This window comes from Cupriavidus sp. HE11, assembly GCF_056097175.1.
In genome coordinates this window covers 1,002,044-1,016,518 of the sequence record NZ_CP184465.1, presented here as the reverse complement: position 1 = coordinate 1,016,518, position 14,475 = coordinate 1,002,044, and the positions used below count along the sequence as shown (strand labels likewise).

Annotated in this window: 14 protein-coding genes; 8 read left to right on the top strand and 6 right to left on the bottom strand. The window is 65.5% G+C overall.

Annotated elements, in window-relative coordinates:
* The first annotated feature begins 62 nt into the window (after window positions 1–62).
* On the top strand, window positions 63–266 hold the full coding sequence (locus ACOABP_RS21945) for a hypothetical protein (RefSeq protein WP_474230270.1): 204 nt from the start codon (window positions 63–65) through the stop codon (window positions 264–266).
* Here ACOABP_RS21945 and rocF read toward each other — a convergent pair whose 3' ends face one another.
* Window positions 267–1,169, bottom strand: coding sequence for an arginase (rocF, locus tag ACOABP_RS21940; protein WP_474230269.1), 903 nt, complete (start codon window positions 1,167–1,169; stop codon window positions 267–269).
* A 292-nt stretch (window positions 1,170–1,461) separates the two neighbouring features.
* Between rocF and ACOABP_RS21935 the strand changes: the two genes are divergently transcribed.
* Complete coding sequence (locus tag ACOABP_RS21935) at window positions 1,462–3,075, top strand: MFS transporter (protein WP_474230268.1); 1,614 nt, start codon at window positions 1,462–1,464, stop codon at window positions 3,073–3,075.
* Window positions 3,076–3,099: 24 nt separating this feature from the next.
* The gene (locus ACOABP_RS21930; RefSeq protein WP_474230267.1) at window positions 3,100–3,555 is read left to right on the top strand and encodes a MarR family winged helix-turn-helix transcriptional regulator; all 456 of its coding nucleotides are present in this window, start codon (window positions 3,100–3,102) and stop codon (window positions 3,553–3,555) included.
* A gap of 26 nt (window positions 3,556–3,581) precedes the next feature.
* Here the strand turns inward: ACOABP_RS21930 and ACOABP_RS21925 are convergent, their stop codons facing one another.
* The 3 genes from ACOABP_RS21925 to ACOABP_RS21915 all read right to left on the bottom strand — a co-directional run bounded on the left by ACOABP_RS21925 (window position 3,582) and on the right by ACOABP_RS21915 (window position 6,988).
* On the bottom strand, window positions 3,582–4,928 hold the full coding sequence (locus ACOABP_RS21925; RefSeq protein WP_474230266.1) for a cobyrinate a,c-diamide synthase: 1,347 nt from the start codon (window positions 4,926–4,928) through the stop codon (window positions 3,582–3,584).
* A 104-nt stretch (window positions 4,929–5,032) separates the two neighbouring features.
* Entirely contained in the window at window positions 5,033–5,698 is a 666-nt protein-coding gene (locus tag ACOABP_RS21920; protein ID WP_474230265.1) for a response regulator, read from the bottom strand.
* Window positions 5,699–6,031: 333 nt separating this feature from the next.
* Window positions 6,032–6,988, bottom strand: a complete 957-nt coding sequence (locus ACOABP_RS21915) for a LysR substrate-binding domain-containing protein (RefSeq protein WP_474230264.1) — start codon at window positions 6,986–6,988, stop codon at window positions 6,032–6,034.
* Between the two features lie 849 nt (window positions 6,989–7,837).
* Here ACOABP_RS21915 and ACOABP_RS21910 point away from each other — a divergent pair.
* The 4 genes from ACOABP_RS21910 to ACOABP_RS21895 all read left to right on the top strand — a co-directional run bounded on the left by ACOABP_RS21910 (window position 7,838) and on the right by ACOABP_RS21895 (window position 10,910).
* Window positions 7,838–8,125, top strand: coding sequence for a transposase (locus tag ACOABP_RS21910; RefSeq protein WP_474230263.1), 288 nt, complete (start codon window positions 7,838–7,840; stop codon window positions 8,123–8,125).
* A 120-nt stretch (window positions 8,126–8,245) separates the two neighbouring features.
* On the top strand, window positions 8,246–8,569 hold the full coding sequence (locus tag ACOABP_RS21905) for a hypothetical protein (RefSeq protein ID WP_474230262.1): 324 nt from the start codon (window positions 8,246–8,248) through the stop codon (window positions 8,567–8,569).
* A gap of 80 nt (window positions 8,570–8,649) precedes the next feature.
* Window positions 8,650–10,032, top strand: a complete 1,383-nt coding sequence (locus ACOABP_RS21900; RefSeq protein WP_474230261.1) for a DUF3300 domain-containing protein — start codon at window positions 8,650–8,652, stop codon at window positions 10,030–10,032.
* A gap of 2 nt (window positions 10,033–10,034) precedes the next feature.
* On the top strand, window positions 10,035–10,910 hold the full coding sequence (locus ACOABP_RS21895; RefSeq protein ID WP_474230260.1) for a DUF2950 family protein: 876 nt from the start codon (window positions 10,035–10,037) through the stop codon (window positions 10,908–10,910).
* 60 nt (window positions 10,911–10,970) lie between these two features.
* Here the strand turns inward: ACOABP_RS21895 and ACOABP_RS21890 are convergent, their stop codons facing one another.
* The gene (locus tag ACOABP_RS21890; protein ID WP_474230259.1) at window positions 10,971–11,624 is read right to left on the bottom strand and encodes a Crp/Fnr family transcriptional regulator; all 654 of its coding nucleotides are present in this window, start codon (window positions 11,622–11,624) and stop codon (window positions 10,971–10,973) included.
* Window positions 11,625–11,996: 372 nt separating this feature from the next.
* Between ACOABP_RS21890 and ACOABP_RS21885 the strand changes: the two genes are divergently transcribed.
* The gene (locus ACOABP_RS21885) at window positions 11,997–13,070 is read left to right on the top strand and encodes an extracellular catalytic domain type 1 short-chain-length polyhydroxyalkanoate depolymerase (protein ID WP_474230258.1); all 1,074 of its coding nucleotides are present in this window, start codon (window positions 11,997–11,999) and stop codon (window positions 13,068–13,070) included.
* 91 nt (window positions 13,071–13,161) lie between these two features.
* Here the strand turns inward: ACOABP_RS21885 and ACOABP_RS21880 are convergent, their stop codons facing one another.
* On the bottom strand, window positions 13,162–14,472 hold the full coding sequence (locus ACOABP_RS21880; protein WP_474230257.1) for an MFS transporter: 1,311 nt from the start codon (window positions 14,470–14,472) through the stop codon (window positions 13,162–13,164).
* Window positions 14,473–14,475: the final 3 nt, after the last annotated feature.

Below are 14,475 nucleotides of genomic sequence, written 5' to 3'. Positions count from 1 at the left end.
GGAGGCGGCTTCCGGGCTGCCTCTTTTTTTTGCGCGAGCCGCACGCTGTGCAGGCAAAAGCGTTGCTGGACTTTCGTAGCGGCAACTGCAACGACATCGTCGAGCTGCTGTTCGTGCTGATGACGCTGGGCGATGACCGGGCGGTGCGCGTCACCTGTGTGGCGGGGGAATGGGTGTATGACCGCGATTCGGGCGGCAAGGCTGGCGGCAATCCATTCGGCTATCCGGCTCCCGCCGCCGAACCGGCACCAGGCGTGCGCCAGTAACTACAGCGTCGACTTGCCGAACAGACTCTCGAGCAGTTCCACCACCAGTTCGGCGGTCTGGTTATGCACGTCGCGCGCAGGGTTCAGTTCGAGCACGTCAAGCGAACCGAGCGCCCCGGTGTCCTCGATCATTTCCAGGGCCAGGTGCGCCTCGCGGTAGGTGGGGCCGCCACGCACCGGGGTGCCCACGCCGGGAGCGATCTGGCTGTCGAGGAAGTCGACGTCGAAGCTGACGTGCAGGTGCGTATTGCCATCGATGCCGGACAACGCCTGCTCCATCGTCTGGCGCATGCCGTTTTCGTCGATATAGCGCATGTCGTAGACCGTCAGCCCCAGTTGACGCAGACGCAGCTTTTCTTCGGCATCGACGCTGCGGATGCCAATCTGGCGGATCTGCTGCGCCAGCAGCGCCGGCGTGACGCCGCTGAGCGCCGTCAGGGGTGCCGGGCCGTCGCCGCACAGGCAGGCCACGGGCATGCCGTGGATATTGCCGGTGGGGCTGGTGCTGCCGGTGTTGGCATCGGCGTGGGCGTCCAGCCACAGCACCATCAGGCGCTTGCCCTGTTCGCGGCAATGGCGCGCGGCCGCGCTGACCGAGCCGATCGCAAGGCAATGATCGCCACCCATCAGCAATGGCATGTGACCCGCGGCCAGCGTTGCATAGGCCGTCTCGAAGACCTGCTCGTTCCAGGCCAGTACCTCCTGCAGGTGCCGCATGCCGTCGACCGGTGCCTGCCACGGGTTGCCGGGTCCGCTCAGGTTGCCCAGGTCGCGCACCTGCAGCCCGTTGCGCGCCAGCGCGCTGGCAATATCGGCCACGCGCAGCGCGTCCGGTCCCATCGATGCACCGCGAATGCTGGCGCCGACGTCAGTGGGCGCGCCGATCAATGTGACTGGCTTCATGCAATCTCCCGGGGGCTGGATGATGCGAATGATGCGTCGTGGTGCTTCCGGTTCAGGCCTGCGCGCGCCGCCGCCGTTCCCGCTTGCGCAGGAAACGGGTCAGATTGGGGGAGGTCATCGGCGTGTTTCCTTTGGCGCACCTGTGGCCGCCATCTGCAAACCTGCTGCCGCCAATCATCGCATCGATCCGAAAAGCCCATCGCAGGAACGCCAAAAATCTTCTGCGGAACCAATTGGGGCGCCCTATAATCCGAAGATCATTGATCGCACAATTATTGATCGGGCAACAGAAATGACATCGGATTCGGGTCACGTGCAGGGTGAGGCGCAGTTGGGCAGCAAAGGGCAGGTGTTGCCATTCCGTGAGTCGCTGCTGGCAATGCTAGGTATCGCCTTTGTCGTGATGCTCGTGGCGCTGGACCAGACTGTGGTATCCACGGCGCTGCCAACCGTCGTGGCGGAATTGCAGGGGTTCGAGTACTACGCCTGGGTTGCCACGGCGTATCTGCTGACATCGGTAGTAACCGTGCCAATCTTCGGCCGGCTCGGTGATTACTATGGGCGCAAGCCGTTCGTGCTGGCATCGATCGTTGTATTTCTGGTTGCTTCGGTGCTGTGCGGCATGGCGTCGAGCATGCCCTACCTGGTGGCGGCGCGTGCGCTGCAGGGGATTGGCGGCGGCATGCTGGTGGGCACGGCGTTCGCCTGCGTTCCCGACCTGTTTCCCGACTCGCATGTTCGCTTGCGCTGGCAGGTCATTCTGAGCACGGCCTTCGGGCTGGCCAACGCGCTGGGGCCGTCGCTGGGCGGCCTGCTGACCGAGTGGTATGGCTGGCGCGCGGTGTTCTATATCAACGTGCCGGTGGGGCTGCTGGGTCTGGTGATTGCCTGGCGCTATCTGCCGCACCTGCGACAGCAGCGTCAAGGGGGGCCGGTTCGCATCGACTGGCTGGGCGCACTGCTGATCGCGGCCGGTCTGGGCAGCCTGCAGCTGTCGGTGGAATGGCTGCCGGAGCGCGGCTTCGATATCGTGACCATCGGCCTGATGGTGCTGTCATGTGCATCGTTCGTCGCGTTGTGGCAATGGTCGCGCCACTGCGAGGCCCCGATCCTGCCGCTGGACATGTTCCGCAATCCGGCGCTGGCGCCGTTGTTCGTGCTTGGCGTGCTGGGCGGCTTTGCGATGTTTGCGCTGTTGCTGTACGCGCCGCTGCTGTTCCAGGGCGGGTTTGGCTACTCGCCCAAGGAAGCGGGCCTGCTGGTCACGCCGCTGGTGGTCTGCATCACGATCGGCAGCATCGTCAATGGCCGTATCATTACGCGCATTCCGCAACCCAACAGCATGCTGTACGCCGGGTTTGCCATGCTGGCGTTGGCGCTGCTGGGGTTGTCGCAGGCTACGCGGAGCATGCATCACAATATGCTGCTCGCCATCATGCTGTGCGCTGGCCTGGGGCTGGGCTTCGTGCTGCCGAACCTGACCGTTTTCGCCCAGCAGACGGCGGGGCGCTCCCATCTGGGCATCGCCACCGCGATGTTGCAGTCTCTGCGCATGGTGGGCGGGATGGTCGGCACGGCGCTGGTGGGCACGCTGGTGACGCGCAGCTATACCGCAGGGGTGACGGCGTCGCTGGCATCTGCCAATGTATCGGACTGGGCGTCCAGGCTGATCGACCCGCAGATCCTGATCGACAAGGCTGCCCAGGCGGAATTGCTGACCCATCTGCAAAAGGCAGGGCACAATGGAGCCCTGCTGCTGGAGCAGGCGCGGGTGTCGCTGGTAAGCGCCATCCATCTGGGCCTGCTGCTGGCGGCCGTTGCGGCGCTGATCGGCATATGGCGGGTGCGCCGCGTACCGCCGATCAGGCTGGCGCGGGTGCACGAACCCGCGATGGCCGCGGACTGATATCTGCCAACTGGAGACTGGATTTTGGAACTGGAGCGACAAAGCCTGGCCGTGCTGCAACAGTTCGGACGCACGTACCGCGCATACGCCGCCGCGTTCGAACAGCGCATCGGGCATCCGTTGCCGCGCTGGCGCATTCTGTTTGCCCTGTACGGGCACGAAGGCCCGATCGCGCAAAAGCCGTTGGCCGACCGCGTGGGCATGGACCCCGGCGCCCTGACGCGCCAACTCAAGGCCCTGCAGGAACTGGGCTGGATCGAGCGCTCCACCAGCGAGCGCGACAACCGCATGACCAACGTGACGCTGACCGACCTGGGTCGCGGCATCGTCGATCAGGCCATGCCGCGCCGTTCGGCTTTCCTGCAGGATGTTCTTGCGGACGTGTCAGAAACGACGATGCACAACCTGTCGAAGGGGCTGGCCCAACTGGAAGCCGGTATCGCCGACGCCGTGGCTCGCACCGAGCGCGACGCCGCCTGACCGGCGGGCGCCGTCCAGCGCCGCGGCTATCCAATACCCGTCATCACCGCCCCCAGCACCGCCGCAATCGCGGCGGGATTCGACGGGAAATAGAAATGGACATACGATGCGATGAGGCTGCCGGCCTGGTACACCGCTTCGCCCGTGCCACCATCGCGCGGCGATACGGCCCTGACCGCCGGCGTCAACGTCGTTGCCGCGCTCGAATAGTGGAACGTATGGCCGCGCAGCACTTCGCCGGTCCCCGGTAGCGTCACCGCCTGGTGACCAATCGCGGCAAGCCTGCGTTGCATCGTCACCGTTCCCGGCAGCAGGCCGGCCATGGCATGGCTGGTGCCATCCTTGTCGACCAGGTGCTCGAACAGCGCCATCATCCCTCCGCATTCCGCCAGCATCGGCACGCCGCGCGCATGCGCGTCGCGCAGGGCTGCGTGCATCGCCGTATTGGCCGCCAGCGCTGCACCATGCAGTTCTGGATATCCGCCCGGCAGCCACACGGCGTCGCATGGCGGCAAGGCGTGGTCGCGCAACGGCGAAAACCACGCGACATGCGCGCCGAGCGCGGTCAGCGTATCGAGATTGGCGGGATAGATGAAGCGGAAGGCTTCGTCGCGCGCAATGGCAATGCGCCGGCCCTCCAGCAGCCTTGGCGGCGCTGGGTTGGCCGCCGGAGCAAACGTGACGGGCTCCGGCAGGTGCGATAGTGGCAGCGCAGCCAGTGCGTCGGCCAGGGTGTCGAGCCGGGTCATGAGATCGGGCAATTCGTCGGCACTGAACAGGCCAAGATGCCGTTCTGGCAGGGTGGCCGAAGCGTCACGGGCCAGCGCACCGGCCCACGCGATGCCCGGCGGCACGCTTTCGCGCAGCATCTCGGCGTGACGGGCCGTACCAACGCCATTGGCCAGTACGTGCATCGCCCGGAACGGCTCGCCATAGTGCGCCAGGCCATAGGCCAGCGCGCCAAACGTCTGGGCCATGGCGCCCGCCTGGATCACCGCCAGCACCGGCAGGCCGAACAGGCGCGCCACATCGGCGCTGCTTGGCGTGCCGTCGTGCAGTCCCATCACGCCTTCCACCAGGATCAGGTCTGCCTGGGCCGCTGCGTCGGCCAGACGCGTCCGGGCGTCGACTTCACCGGTCATCCAGAGATCGATCGACTGCACCGGCGCGCCGCTTGCTGCCGCCAGCAGCGTCGGATCCAGAAAATCGGGCCCGGTCTTGAAGACGCGCACGCGTCGGCCCTGGCGTGCGTGCAGCCGCGCCAGCGCCGCGGTGACGGTGGTCTTGCCCTGACCCGATGCCGGTGCGGCAATCATCAGGGCCGGAACCGTTCGTGCCGGGGGAGCAGGAGAAGATGGAGATGGTGGCAACATGGGCGTAGAGGGCGCGGCGGGCATGCCCACGCGCGGCAGGGGATTCGGCAGGGCCAGGGTGTGTGGCCGAAGGCGTGGCTGATTATAGCGAGCAGCATGCATGGTCAATACCCCTGTGGCAGCACCATGCCTTGCAGGGCCGCGCATTCGAACAGCTCGCGGTCGTTGCTGACCCCGAGCTTGTGCATCGCGCAGTTCTTCTGCCTGCTGATGGTCTTGACGCTGCGGCACAGCGTGGCGGCAATCTCGGTCACCGTGCGCCCGGTCAGGTACAGGCGCAGGACTTCCGTTTCCCGTGCCGACAGCCGCTGCATGCCTTCGCGGCCAATGGGCATCATGGGACGCACTTCGGTGGGCGCCAGCGCCCGCAAGGCAGACTTGCCGATATAGGTAAAGCCGCGCTGCGCGCGCGCGATGGCCGTCACGATCTCGGACAGCTGGCTGTCCTTGAGCATCAGGCCTTGCACGCGGACATCGAGAATCGTGCGCAGCACCAGCGGATTGGTGATCATCGTCAGCACCACCACGGCCATGGCCGGATACCGGCGGCGCAGCGCCGTGATCAGGCGTACCCCATCCAGCTCGGCTGGGCCGGGCATGTGATAGTCGGTGACCACGACATCGGGTCGCAGGATATCGGCCTGCTGCAGCAACTCGGTGGCACTGATCACTTCCCCGCAGACTTCCCAGCCGGTCTGCGTCTGCAACCGGGCCCGGATCGCCGCCGTTATGACGGGGTGGTCGTCGGCCAGCAAAATCCTCAACGTCATCCATCGACTCCTGTCCTGTACACATGTCTCTTCAGCGTTCGGCTTCGCGCTGGCGTCAAAAATTGCGCCGCACGCGGGCGTGGCGTGCGGCGCAAACACGCATCTTCTGCGCGCATCCGGCGTTGCGGATTGAATGGGAGACAATCCGCAATACTGCGATGCCCGGCGAGGTTAATGCGCGCGGGCGTGGATGGGAGTAAGAGGATTCGCAAAATGCACGAAAGAGTCGTGCGATTGCGCAGGGGAAATGAACAAGGCCCCGCGATGTCGCCATCGGGGGCCTTGTCAGCCGATAAGTTTTCTGTGATGCGTGGTGTCTGCCGGACGCGAGGCTCAGGCTATCGCGGCCAGTGCGGGCGCGTGGTGCTGTGCGTGGCGGCGACCGTCGATGGCCTTGAGCGGATCGCGCAGGATCGACGCGCCCACGTCCATGATGTCGCGCAGGGCCGTGCGGTCCTGCACCCGCTGGGGGGTCCAGAAATGCAGCGCCGCCCAGGCGGGGAAGGCTGCCGGGGGGGGCAGGAGCCGGGTCTTGCGGTCGCGCGTGACCAGCGGCACGTTGAAATCCAGTACCGGGCAGATGCCGCCGGCCGAATGCAGCAGCGTGATCTGCGAATGCCACGACGGCACCACCGTCTCGCGATGCCCCGGCGTGTTGGCGCGTCGCGCCAGGAACGCATGCAGCGGGCTGCCGCTTTCGCAATCCTCCTGCAGCAGGATCCAGTCGGTTTCGGCTTCGTCGTTCGTGCCGCCGCGCGTGGCGCTCACCAGGCGCCGGGGCGTGGCGAGGATACTATGCGGCGTCACGCTGTCGGGCACCTGGCCACCATCCACCACGAACGCGCAATCGAGAGCGCCGGCATCGAGACTGTCGCCCAGCGAGGCATCGGCGATGACCGGACGCGTGACGAAGCTGTCTTGCGGAAAGCGTTCGCAAAGGGTGGTGAGGATTTCCGTGATGACCGGATCGCCGATCGACGATGAAAACCCGATCGAAATGCGCCGGCCATTGCCGGCCGCGAGGGCCGTCTGGTCCTGCGGCTGCACCAGCTGGCTCCAGCGCGCAAGGATCTGCCGGGCCGTCTGTTCGAGCCGCATCGCATGCGGCGTTGGCTCAAGTGTGCCGTTGCGCTTGACGAACAGGGCGTCGCCCGTGATCTCTCGCAGGCGGGCCAGGCTGTAGGCCACGGTTGGAATGCGCCCCTGGGTGCAAGCTGCCACCGCGCCAAGGTCGCGGTACTCCATGAGCAGGACGAACACATGCAATAGCTTGGTACTGACGTGCCGCATACTGACTTCTCCCGATCCGAGACTTCTGTTTTTTTTGTTTTGGCGAAGCGTTGCAACTTCGTGACTGCGAGACCTGTCGTTGCCGGTCCTGCCACCACGCAACGCCTGCGACCAATACAGCATGAAACTACAAGAGGCGGGGAACGAAAAACATGTACGCCCGGGTAATGCAACCCGCGACTTTGCACGCGGGCACATCCACGAATGCCGCGCTTCTTCGACGGTGCGTCGAAGGCATGTGCGGTACGGCAGTGGCTCCTCTTCCTCAGGCCCGGACCCGGCAGTCGCCATCATCACCATGACAGTGAGGGGCTGCCGGACGCCTGTCTGCGAACGCCGGAGAGGCGTGCCTTGCAGGCGTTTGAAATTTAGTTGATGCGAAGAAATCTTAATACAACATTTTGGAAACTACTAGAACGGCGTTTGATGTCATGTTTGTCAGCGCTCGTGCAAAGGCGCTTTGTTCGCACATACATACAAGGCGAAAACCCGCACGGTGCGGCCAATACCGGGCGATAGCCAACACGCGGCATTCACGAAACGCTATCGCGCGGGGCACCAGAATAATGTTTCAACCGGATGTTCGGACGTGAATTCGGCATCGGAATATTCCAAGTTGGAAAAACGAAATTTGATGGCATCGGCAATGCGTGCCCCATATGGGGGTCGAGTCCGCATGGCACTGCCGCCGCCAGCGTCGCTGACCCTGCCGACGCATTGATTCAATTTGCTTAACTCGTGCGGCGAAGACACTGAATTCCTTTTGCGCAGGGGCTGGGCTACCTTACCGGCATGAACGGCAGGCCGTTGCGCCCGCCGCGCGGGGGGAGGCCACGAGCGGAGGCATCGGTGAACAGACGCTATTCGGAGGAGCAGATCCGCATGTACCTCGCCGAGGCCGCGAATGGCGTGCCCGTGCGGGAACTGTGCGCGCGCTACGGCTTCAGCGATGCCTCGTTCTATGGATGGCGGGCGAGATACGGGCCGCCAAGGCATGCCGATGCCGCTGACGTGCGGCGCATGCGCCAGCTTGAGGAAGAAAATGTGCGTCTGAAGAGTATGCTTGCGGATGCGCTGCTGCAACTGGAGCTGCTGCGCAACCGTACCGGCAGGCGGGGCAGCAAGGCGGATGCATGACACCGCGGCCGCCGCCCGCAAGCCGGAAGCTGTCGCAAGGCAACGATCGCGTTGCCATTGAATTCTGGAGTTTTTCTGGTGAGAAAGGTTTTTGCAGCCATTGCTGCAGCAGCAGTATGCGTGGTCCCGATCGTCGCCTACGGGCAGGCGACGCCGTCGACGGACCCATCCACGCCGATGATCGCCCCGCCGCCGCCGCGCATGCTCGATCCCGCCACGTCCACCGTGGATGATCCGGGCGCCTCGTCCGGCACATCGCAGCGGGAGCATTGCCGCCAGTTGCTCGACAAGATCAATGCATTGCCCGCGGGGCCGCAGTGGTCGCAGGGGCAGTCGAGTGTCACCACGGCGGACGGGCGCAGCTATTCCACGCTCGAACGGGCGCCCGAACGCAAGCGCCTGGAAGAAGCCTACCGGCAGGAATGCGCGCAGGCCCGCAAGTAAGTCATTGAGATCGGGCAACGGCCCGGGCCGGCGTTGGCAGGCAGGTGTAGCGGTCCTTTTTCGTTTTTGAGGGAGTGATCATGTTGCGCGTGCGACAAATCCTTGCCTGGCTGCTCGGGCTGACCCTGCTGGCCACGGCTGGCAGCGTGTTGGCCCAGGCCAAGCTCGACAAGCCACATCTCGACCAGTTGCTGGCGCCCGTGGCGCTATATCCCGATGCACTGCTGTCGCAGGTGCTGATGGCGTCGACGTATCCCGCCGACGTGGCCGCCGCCGCGCAGTGGTCGAAGTCGAATCAGAGCCTGTCTGGCGATGCCGCCACCAAGGCGGTGGCCAGCGAGCCGTGGGATCCTAGCGTGCAGTCGCTGGTGGCGTTCCCGTCGGTCATGGACATGTTGGGGCGCCAGCCGCAGTGGGTGCAGTCCGTTGGCGATGCGTTCCTTGCGCAGCCCGACGACGTCATGGATTCGGTGCAGCGGCTGCGCGTGCAGGCGCAGAAGGCCGGCACGCTGAAGACCAACGAGCAGCAGAAGGTGGTGACGCAGCAAAGTGGCGGTACGACGATCGTGCAGATCGAACCGGCCAACCCGCAGGTGGTGTATGTGCCTGCCTACAATCCCACCGTGGTCTACGGCGCCTGGCCGTATCCCGCCTATCCACCCGCCTACTATCCCCCGCCGCCGGGGTCGGTGTTCGCGACCTCGCTGGTTGCCGGCATCGGTTTCGGTCTGGGCGTGGCGGCCGTGAATTCTATGTGGGGCGGCTTCAACTGGGGCGCGCATGACGTCAACATCAACGTCAACCGCTACAACAATATCAACGTGAACCAGCGGCTCGACGCGAACCGCGCAAACGTGAACTGGCAGCACAATCCCGCCAACCGCGGCAACGTGCCTTACAACAATCCCAATGTCGCCAACCGGTTCGATTCGCAGCGGCAGCAGGCGCTGGCAAATCGTTCCCAGCCGGGGCAAGCCGGTGGGCAGCGGCTGGGACAAGGCGGTGGAGGCGTACAGAATCCGCAACGGCCGGGGCAGGCCGGTGGCGGGCAAAGCCAGCGCGATGCCGCACGCGACCGGGCCGCGCAGTCGTTCGAAGGCCGCACCGGCCAGTCGATCGCAGGACATGGCTCGCCGGGTGTCAACCGCCAGGGTGGCGGGCAGAACCCGCGCCCGGCCGGGGCCGACCGCCAGCACGCCGACCAGGCGGACGCGCGCAACCGGGCGCGCGACAGCAATCACGCCAACGCCTTCCACGATGCCGGCAATGGCGACCGCATGCGCCAGCAGACCCAACGCGGCGGCAGCGGGCTGCAGCACGCGGGAGGTCAGGCAACGCAACGGTCGATGCCGGAGCGCGGGGGTGGCTTCCAGGGCGGTGGAAACGCGGGTGGCGGACATTTCGGAGGCGGAGGCGGTGGCGGTGGTGCTGGCGGCGGTCATTTCGGTCACGGTCGGAGGTAACGATGAAGCTCAACCAGGGAACTGGCGGAAACGCAGGCGGTTGGAAGTCGTTGCGCGCGCTGACCATGGCCGTGTTGGCGGCCGCGTCGATCGCCGCGCCGGCCATGGCGATGGCGCAGCAGGTATTCCCCTCGCCCGAAGCAGCAATGGATGCGTTGGGCGATGGCGTGGCGCGCAGCGACACCGACGCGCTCAAGCGCGTGCTGGGCGCGCAGTATCTGCGCATCGTGCCGCCGCGTCTGGACCAGCAGGACATCTACGACTTCCTTGGTGCGTGGGCCAACCACCATGCCATCCGCAAGGACGGCGAGAACACGGCCAGCGTGGAAGTCGGGAGCAGTGGCTGGACCTTTCCGGTGCCGATCGTGAAGCGCAAGGCGGGATGGCAGTTCGACCTGGCCGCAGGCGAGCGTGAAGTCCGGGTTCGCCGGATCGGCCGTAACGAGATCGTGGCGATGGACACGTTGCTGCAACTGGCCGATGCGCAGCAGCGCTATGCCGAGCAGGTTGGCAAGGGTGCCTATGCCAGTCAGCTGGTCAGCGCGCCGGGCAAGACCAATGGTCTGTACTGGCCGTCGGCGTCGAAGGAAAACGATAGTCCGCTGGGTCCGGACGCCCTGGCCATGGGCCCGGAGACGCCGCCCGATGAAGCCTTCTTCGGGTATCGGTACCGCGTGATCGCACCGCCGAAGGGCAGCGATGCCAAGTTTGCGTTTATTGCATGGCCTGCGCGCTATGCCGAATCGGGCGTGCATACGTTCATGCTCGACAGCGAACGCCGCTTCTATGAGCGCGACCTGGGCAAGGGCACGGCGTCGCGGGCCGGGGCCATCCGGACGTTCACGCCCGAGGGATGGGACCAGGTGGCAAAGCAGTAGTCAGAAGCCGAGACCGCGCCGAGCCCCATCTGCGCGGTCGGGCGCCACTGAGCGGGGTGCTCAGTCGCCCGGGCCGCGCAGCGCGATGCGCTCCGGGTCCGCGTGGACGTCGGCCAGCCCATCGGGATCGACGATCCGCAGCATGCGGTGCCGCACCGTGATCAATCCCACCGAACGGAAACGCGACAGCAGTCGCGACACCGTTTCCAGTGTCAGACCAAGGTAGCTGGCGATGTCGTTGCGTGTCATCGCCAGCGTCAACACGCCGTCGGAGATGCCGCGGCGCGCCTGTTCGGCCGCCAGGTCCAGCAGCAGCATCGCCAGCCGCTGTGACGCTTTCATCGAGCCGATGGCAACCAGCAGTTCGGCCTGCCGGCTAGCCTGCTGACGCAGGTTGCCCAGGATGGCGGTGCGCAAGCCCGGATCGGCCAGGCTGCCGTGGACGGCTTCGATGGGGATCGAACAGCATTCGGTGTCTTGCAGCGCGACGGCGCTCGCACTATGGGTAGTGGGTTCGTTCGCTTCCAGGCCGCATACGTCGCCGCATTGGAAGAAGCCGCTTACCTGGCGCCATCCCAGGCGCGATTCGTAGACCTGCTTGAGCCCGCCGGTTCGTACCGGATAGACCGCCAGCGTGGGGCGGCCCTGCGCATAGAGCACATCACCGGCGCGCAAGCGCACCCGGCCAGGGGTCAACGGCACTGTGGCGCGCAATGCGCTATCTCCGCCGGCATGGCGACACGCCTGGCGGAATGGGCATAACGTGCAGGAGGGGGCGCTTGCGCCGTGACGGTCGAAGGACATCGCCGCGCGGATCGATCCACTGGATTTTTATCTTGCTCAGTATAAATGTCCCTAAATGACATGTATTTGCCGCCGTTCTGCATTCTTTCGTCGGTATGACGTTAGTTTTTTCGAATCAGATCCCGCGTTCGGGGGTGAGGACGGTCCTGCAAGGAGATCTTTGTTTCCAAATTGCATGTTGCATCTTGCAGACAATGACGGTAATTCGTCACGCCGGCTGTGTTATGCTGCATCGCACAAATACAGGAGGGGACTCGTTCCTAGTTGAGCAGGAGTCTTCATATGGCCAAAAGCCTGTCTCCGGCCTGGGATGCGCAGTGGCGACAAATCGGTCACTCGCAATACCGGGCCGCGAAGCAAATTCGTTCCTGGCTGGGGCGCCTTGATCCGGCGCAGCCGGCCGCACGGCGACTGGGATACCCCGCTGCGGGGGAACCTGCGCCGGTCGAACTGCCCGGTACGTGGCAATCCCACAAGCTGGGCCTGGAACCGCTGCCCGGCGAGCTGGTGCCGCAGCTGTCCTATCGTCTCTATATTCCGTCTGGCGCCAAGGGCGCGTTGCCGCTGGTGGTGATGCTGCACGGCTGCCAGCAAACACCCGAAGACCTGGCCGCCGGCACGCGTATGAACGCGCTGGCCGAGCGCGAGGGATTCATGGTGGCCTATCCGCAGCAGCCATTGCGCCGTTCGGTTCACCGCTGCTGGCAGTGGTTCGATCTCGGTGATGGCGTGGGCGGGCGCGAGGCGCAGGCCGTGGCCATGCTGATCGACGAACTGGCGAGCCGGCCCGACGTACGCACGGGCGAGGTTTATCTGGCGGGCTTGTCCGCCGGGGCGGCCATGGCTGCCGTGGTGGCGTTGCGCTACCCCGAGAAGGTGGCGGCTGTGGGTTTGCACTCGGGCGTGGTGATCGGTGCGGCCGGCAATCCGGGCGCCGGGCTGAAGGCGATGCGCCATGGCACCGAACTGGAACCGGCCCTGCTGCTCGATGCCGCTGGCGTGACGCCCGGTGGCCCCCAGATGCCGGCCATCGTCGTGCATGGCATGACCGATGATGCCGTGAACCCCGTCAACGGCCGCCTGCTGGCACGCCAGTTCCTGACCTACAACGGGCTGAGCGAACGCGCCGGCGAGCGTCTCGATTGCGCCAACGACGCCCCGCCGCTGGAGGCGGGCGACTATCGTGAAGCGCGCTTCGGCCGCTGGAATCGCGATCTGGTACGGCTGGTGGAAGTGGCTGGCCTGGATCACGCCTGGAGCGGCGGCGATGCCAGCGTGCAGTACCACAGCGACATCGGCCCCGACGCGAGCTGGATGATGTGGCAGTTTTTCCGGCAGCATCGCCGGGCGGCATGACGCGGCGGCAGCGGGAATGAAAAAAGGGGAAGGCTTCTGGCCTTCCCCTTTTTTCATTCCGGACGCGCCGGTGAACGCGGCAAGCGTTACATCAGGCTTCGCGCTTGCGCACGAACAGCGCGGTGATGATGCCCATGATGCAGACACCGACCACATAGTGTGCCGGGGCCAGCTTGTCCGTCTTCAGCATCAGCGAGACGATCACCGGGGTCAGGCCGCCGAAGATCGCGTACGAGACGTTGTACGAGAAGGACAGGCCCGAGAACCGCACTTGCGCCGGGAACGCATGCACCAGCACGTACGGCACGGCGCCGATCGTGCCGACAAAGAAGCCGGCCAGCGCGTACAGCGGCAGCAGCAGGTCAGGACGCGTGCCGATGGTGGTGTACAGCAGGTAGGCCGTGGCCGCCAGCAGCGCACCGCCGATGGTCAGCGTCAGGCGGGCGCCGATGCGATCGGCCAGCACGCCGGCCACCACGCAGCCGATCGACAGGAACAGCGTGGCCGCGCTGTTGGCGATCAGCGCCGTGCGGGCGTCGAAGCCGAACAGCGTCTGCAGGTAGGTGGGGGTCAGCAGGATCACCACCACGATGCCGGCCGACAGCATCCACGTCAGCAGCACAGAGATCACCACGGCGCCGCGATGGTCGCGCACCACGGCCTTCAGCGGCATTTCGGCGGCCAGCGCCTTGCGTTGCTGCAGTTCGGCGAACACCGGCGTCTCGTGCAGCCAACGGCGCAGGTACATCGAACCCACGCCGAAGATGCCGCCCAGCACGAACGGCACACGCCAGCCATGGGCCAGCAGTTCCTGCGGGTCGAAGATCGCGTTGATGCTGGTAGCCACCAGCGAGCCCAGCAGGATGCCGGCCGTCAGGCCTGCCGTCAGCGTGCCGCAGGCATAGCCGATGTGGCGCTTGGGCACGTGTTCGGACACGAATACCCAGGCACCCGGCACTTCGCCGCCCACGGCGGCGCCTTGCAGGATGCGCAGCACCAGCAGCAGCATCGGGGCCATCAGGCCGATGGTCGCGTAGGTGGGCAGCAGGCCCATCAGCAGCGTCGGCACCGACATCAGCAGGATCGACAGCGTGAACATCTTCTTGCGGCCCAGCAGGTCGCCGAAGTGAGCCATGATGATGCCGCCCAGCGGGCGCGCCAGGTAACCAGCCGCGAAAATGCCGAAGGTCTGCAGCAGGCGCAGCCAGTCCGGCACCGAAGCCGGGAAGAACAGCTGGCCAATAACCTTGGCGAAGAAAACAAAAATGATGAAATCGTAGAACTCAAGCGCACCGCCCAGTGCAGCGAGGGCAAGCGTCTTGTAGTCCTGGCCGGTCAGCGGGCGGGCGGCGTGGCCGCCTTGCGCACCCATTGCCCCGGCAGTACTGCTGGAGGTGGACATGAA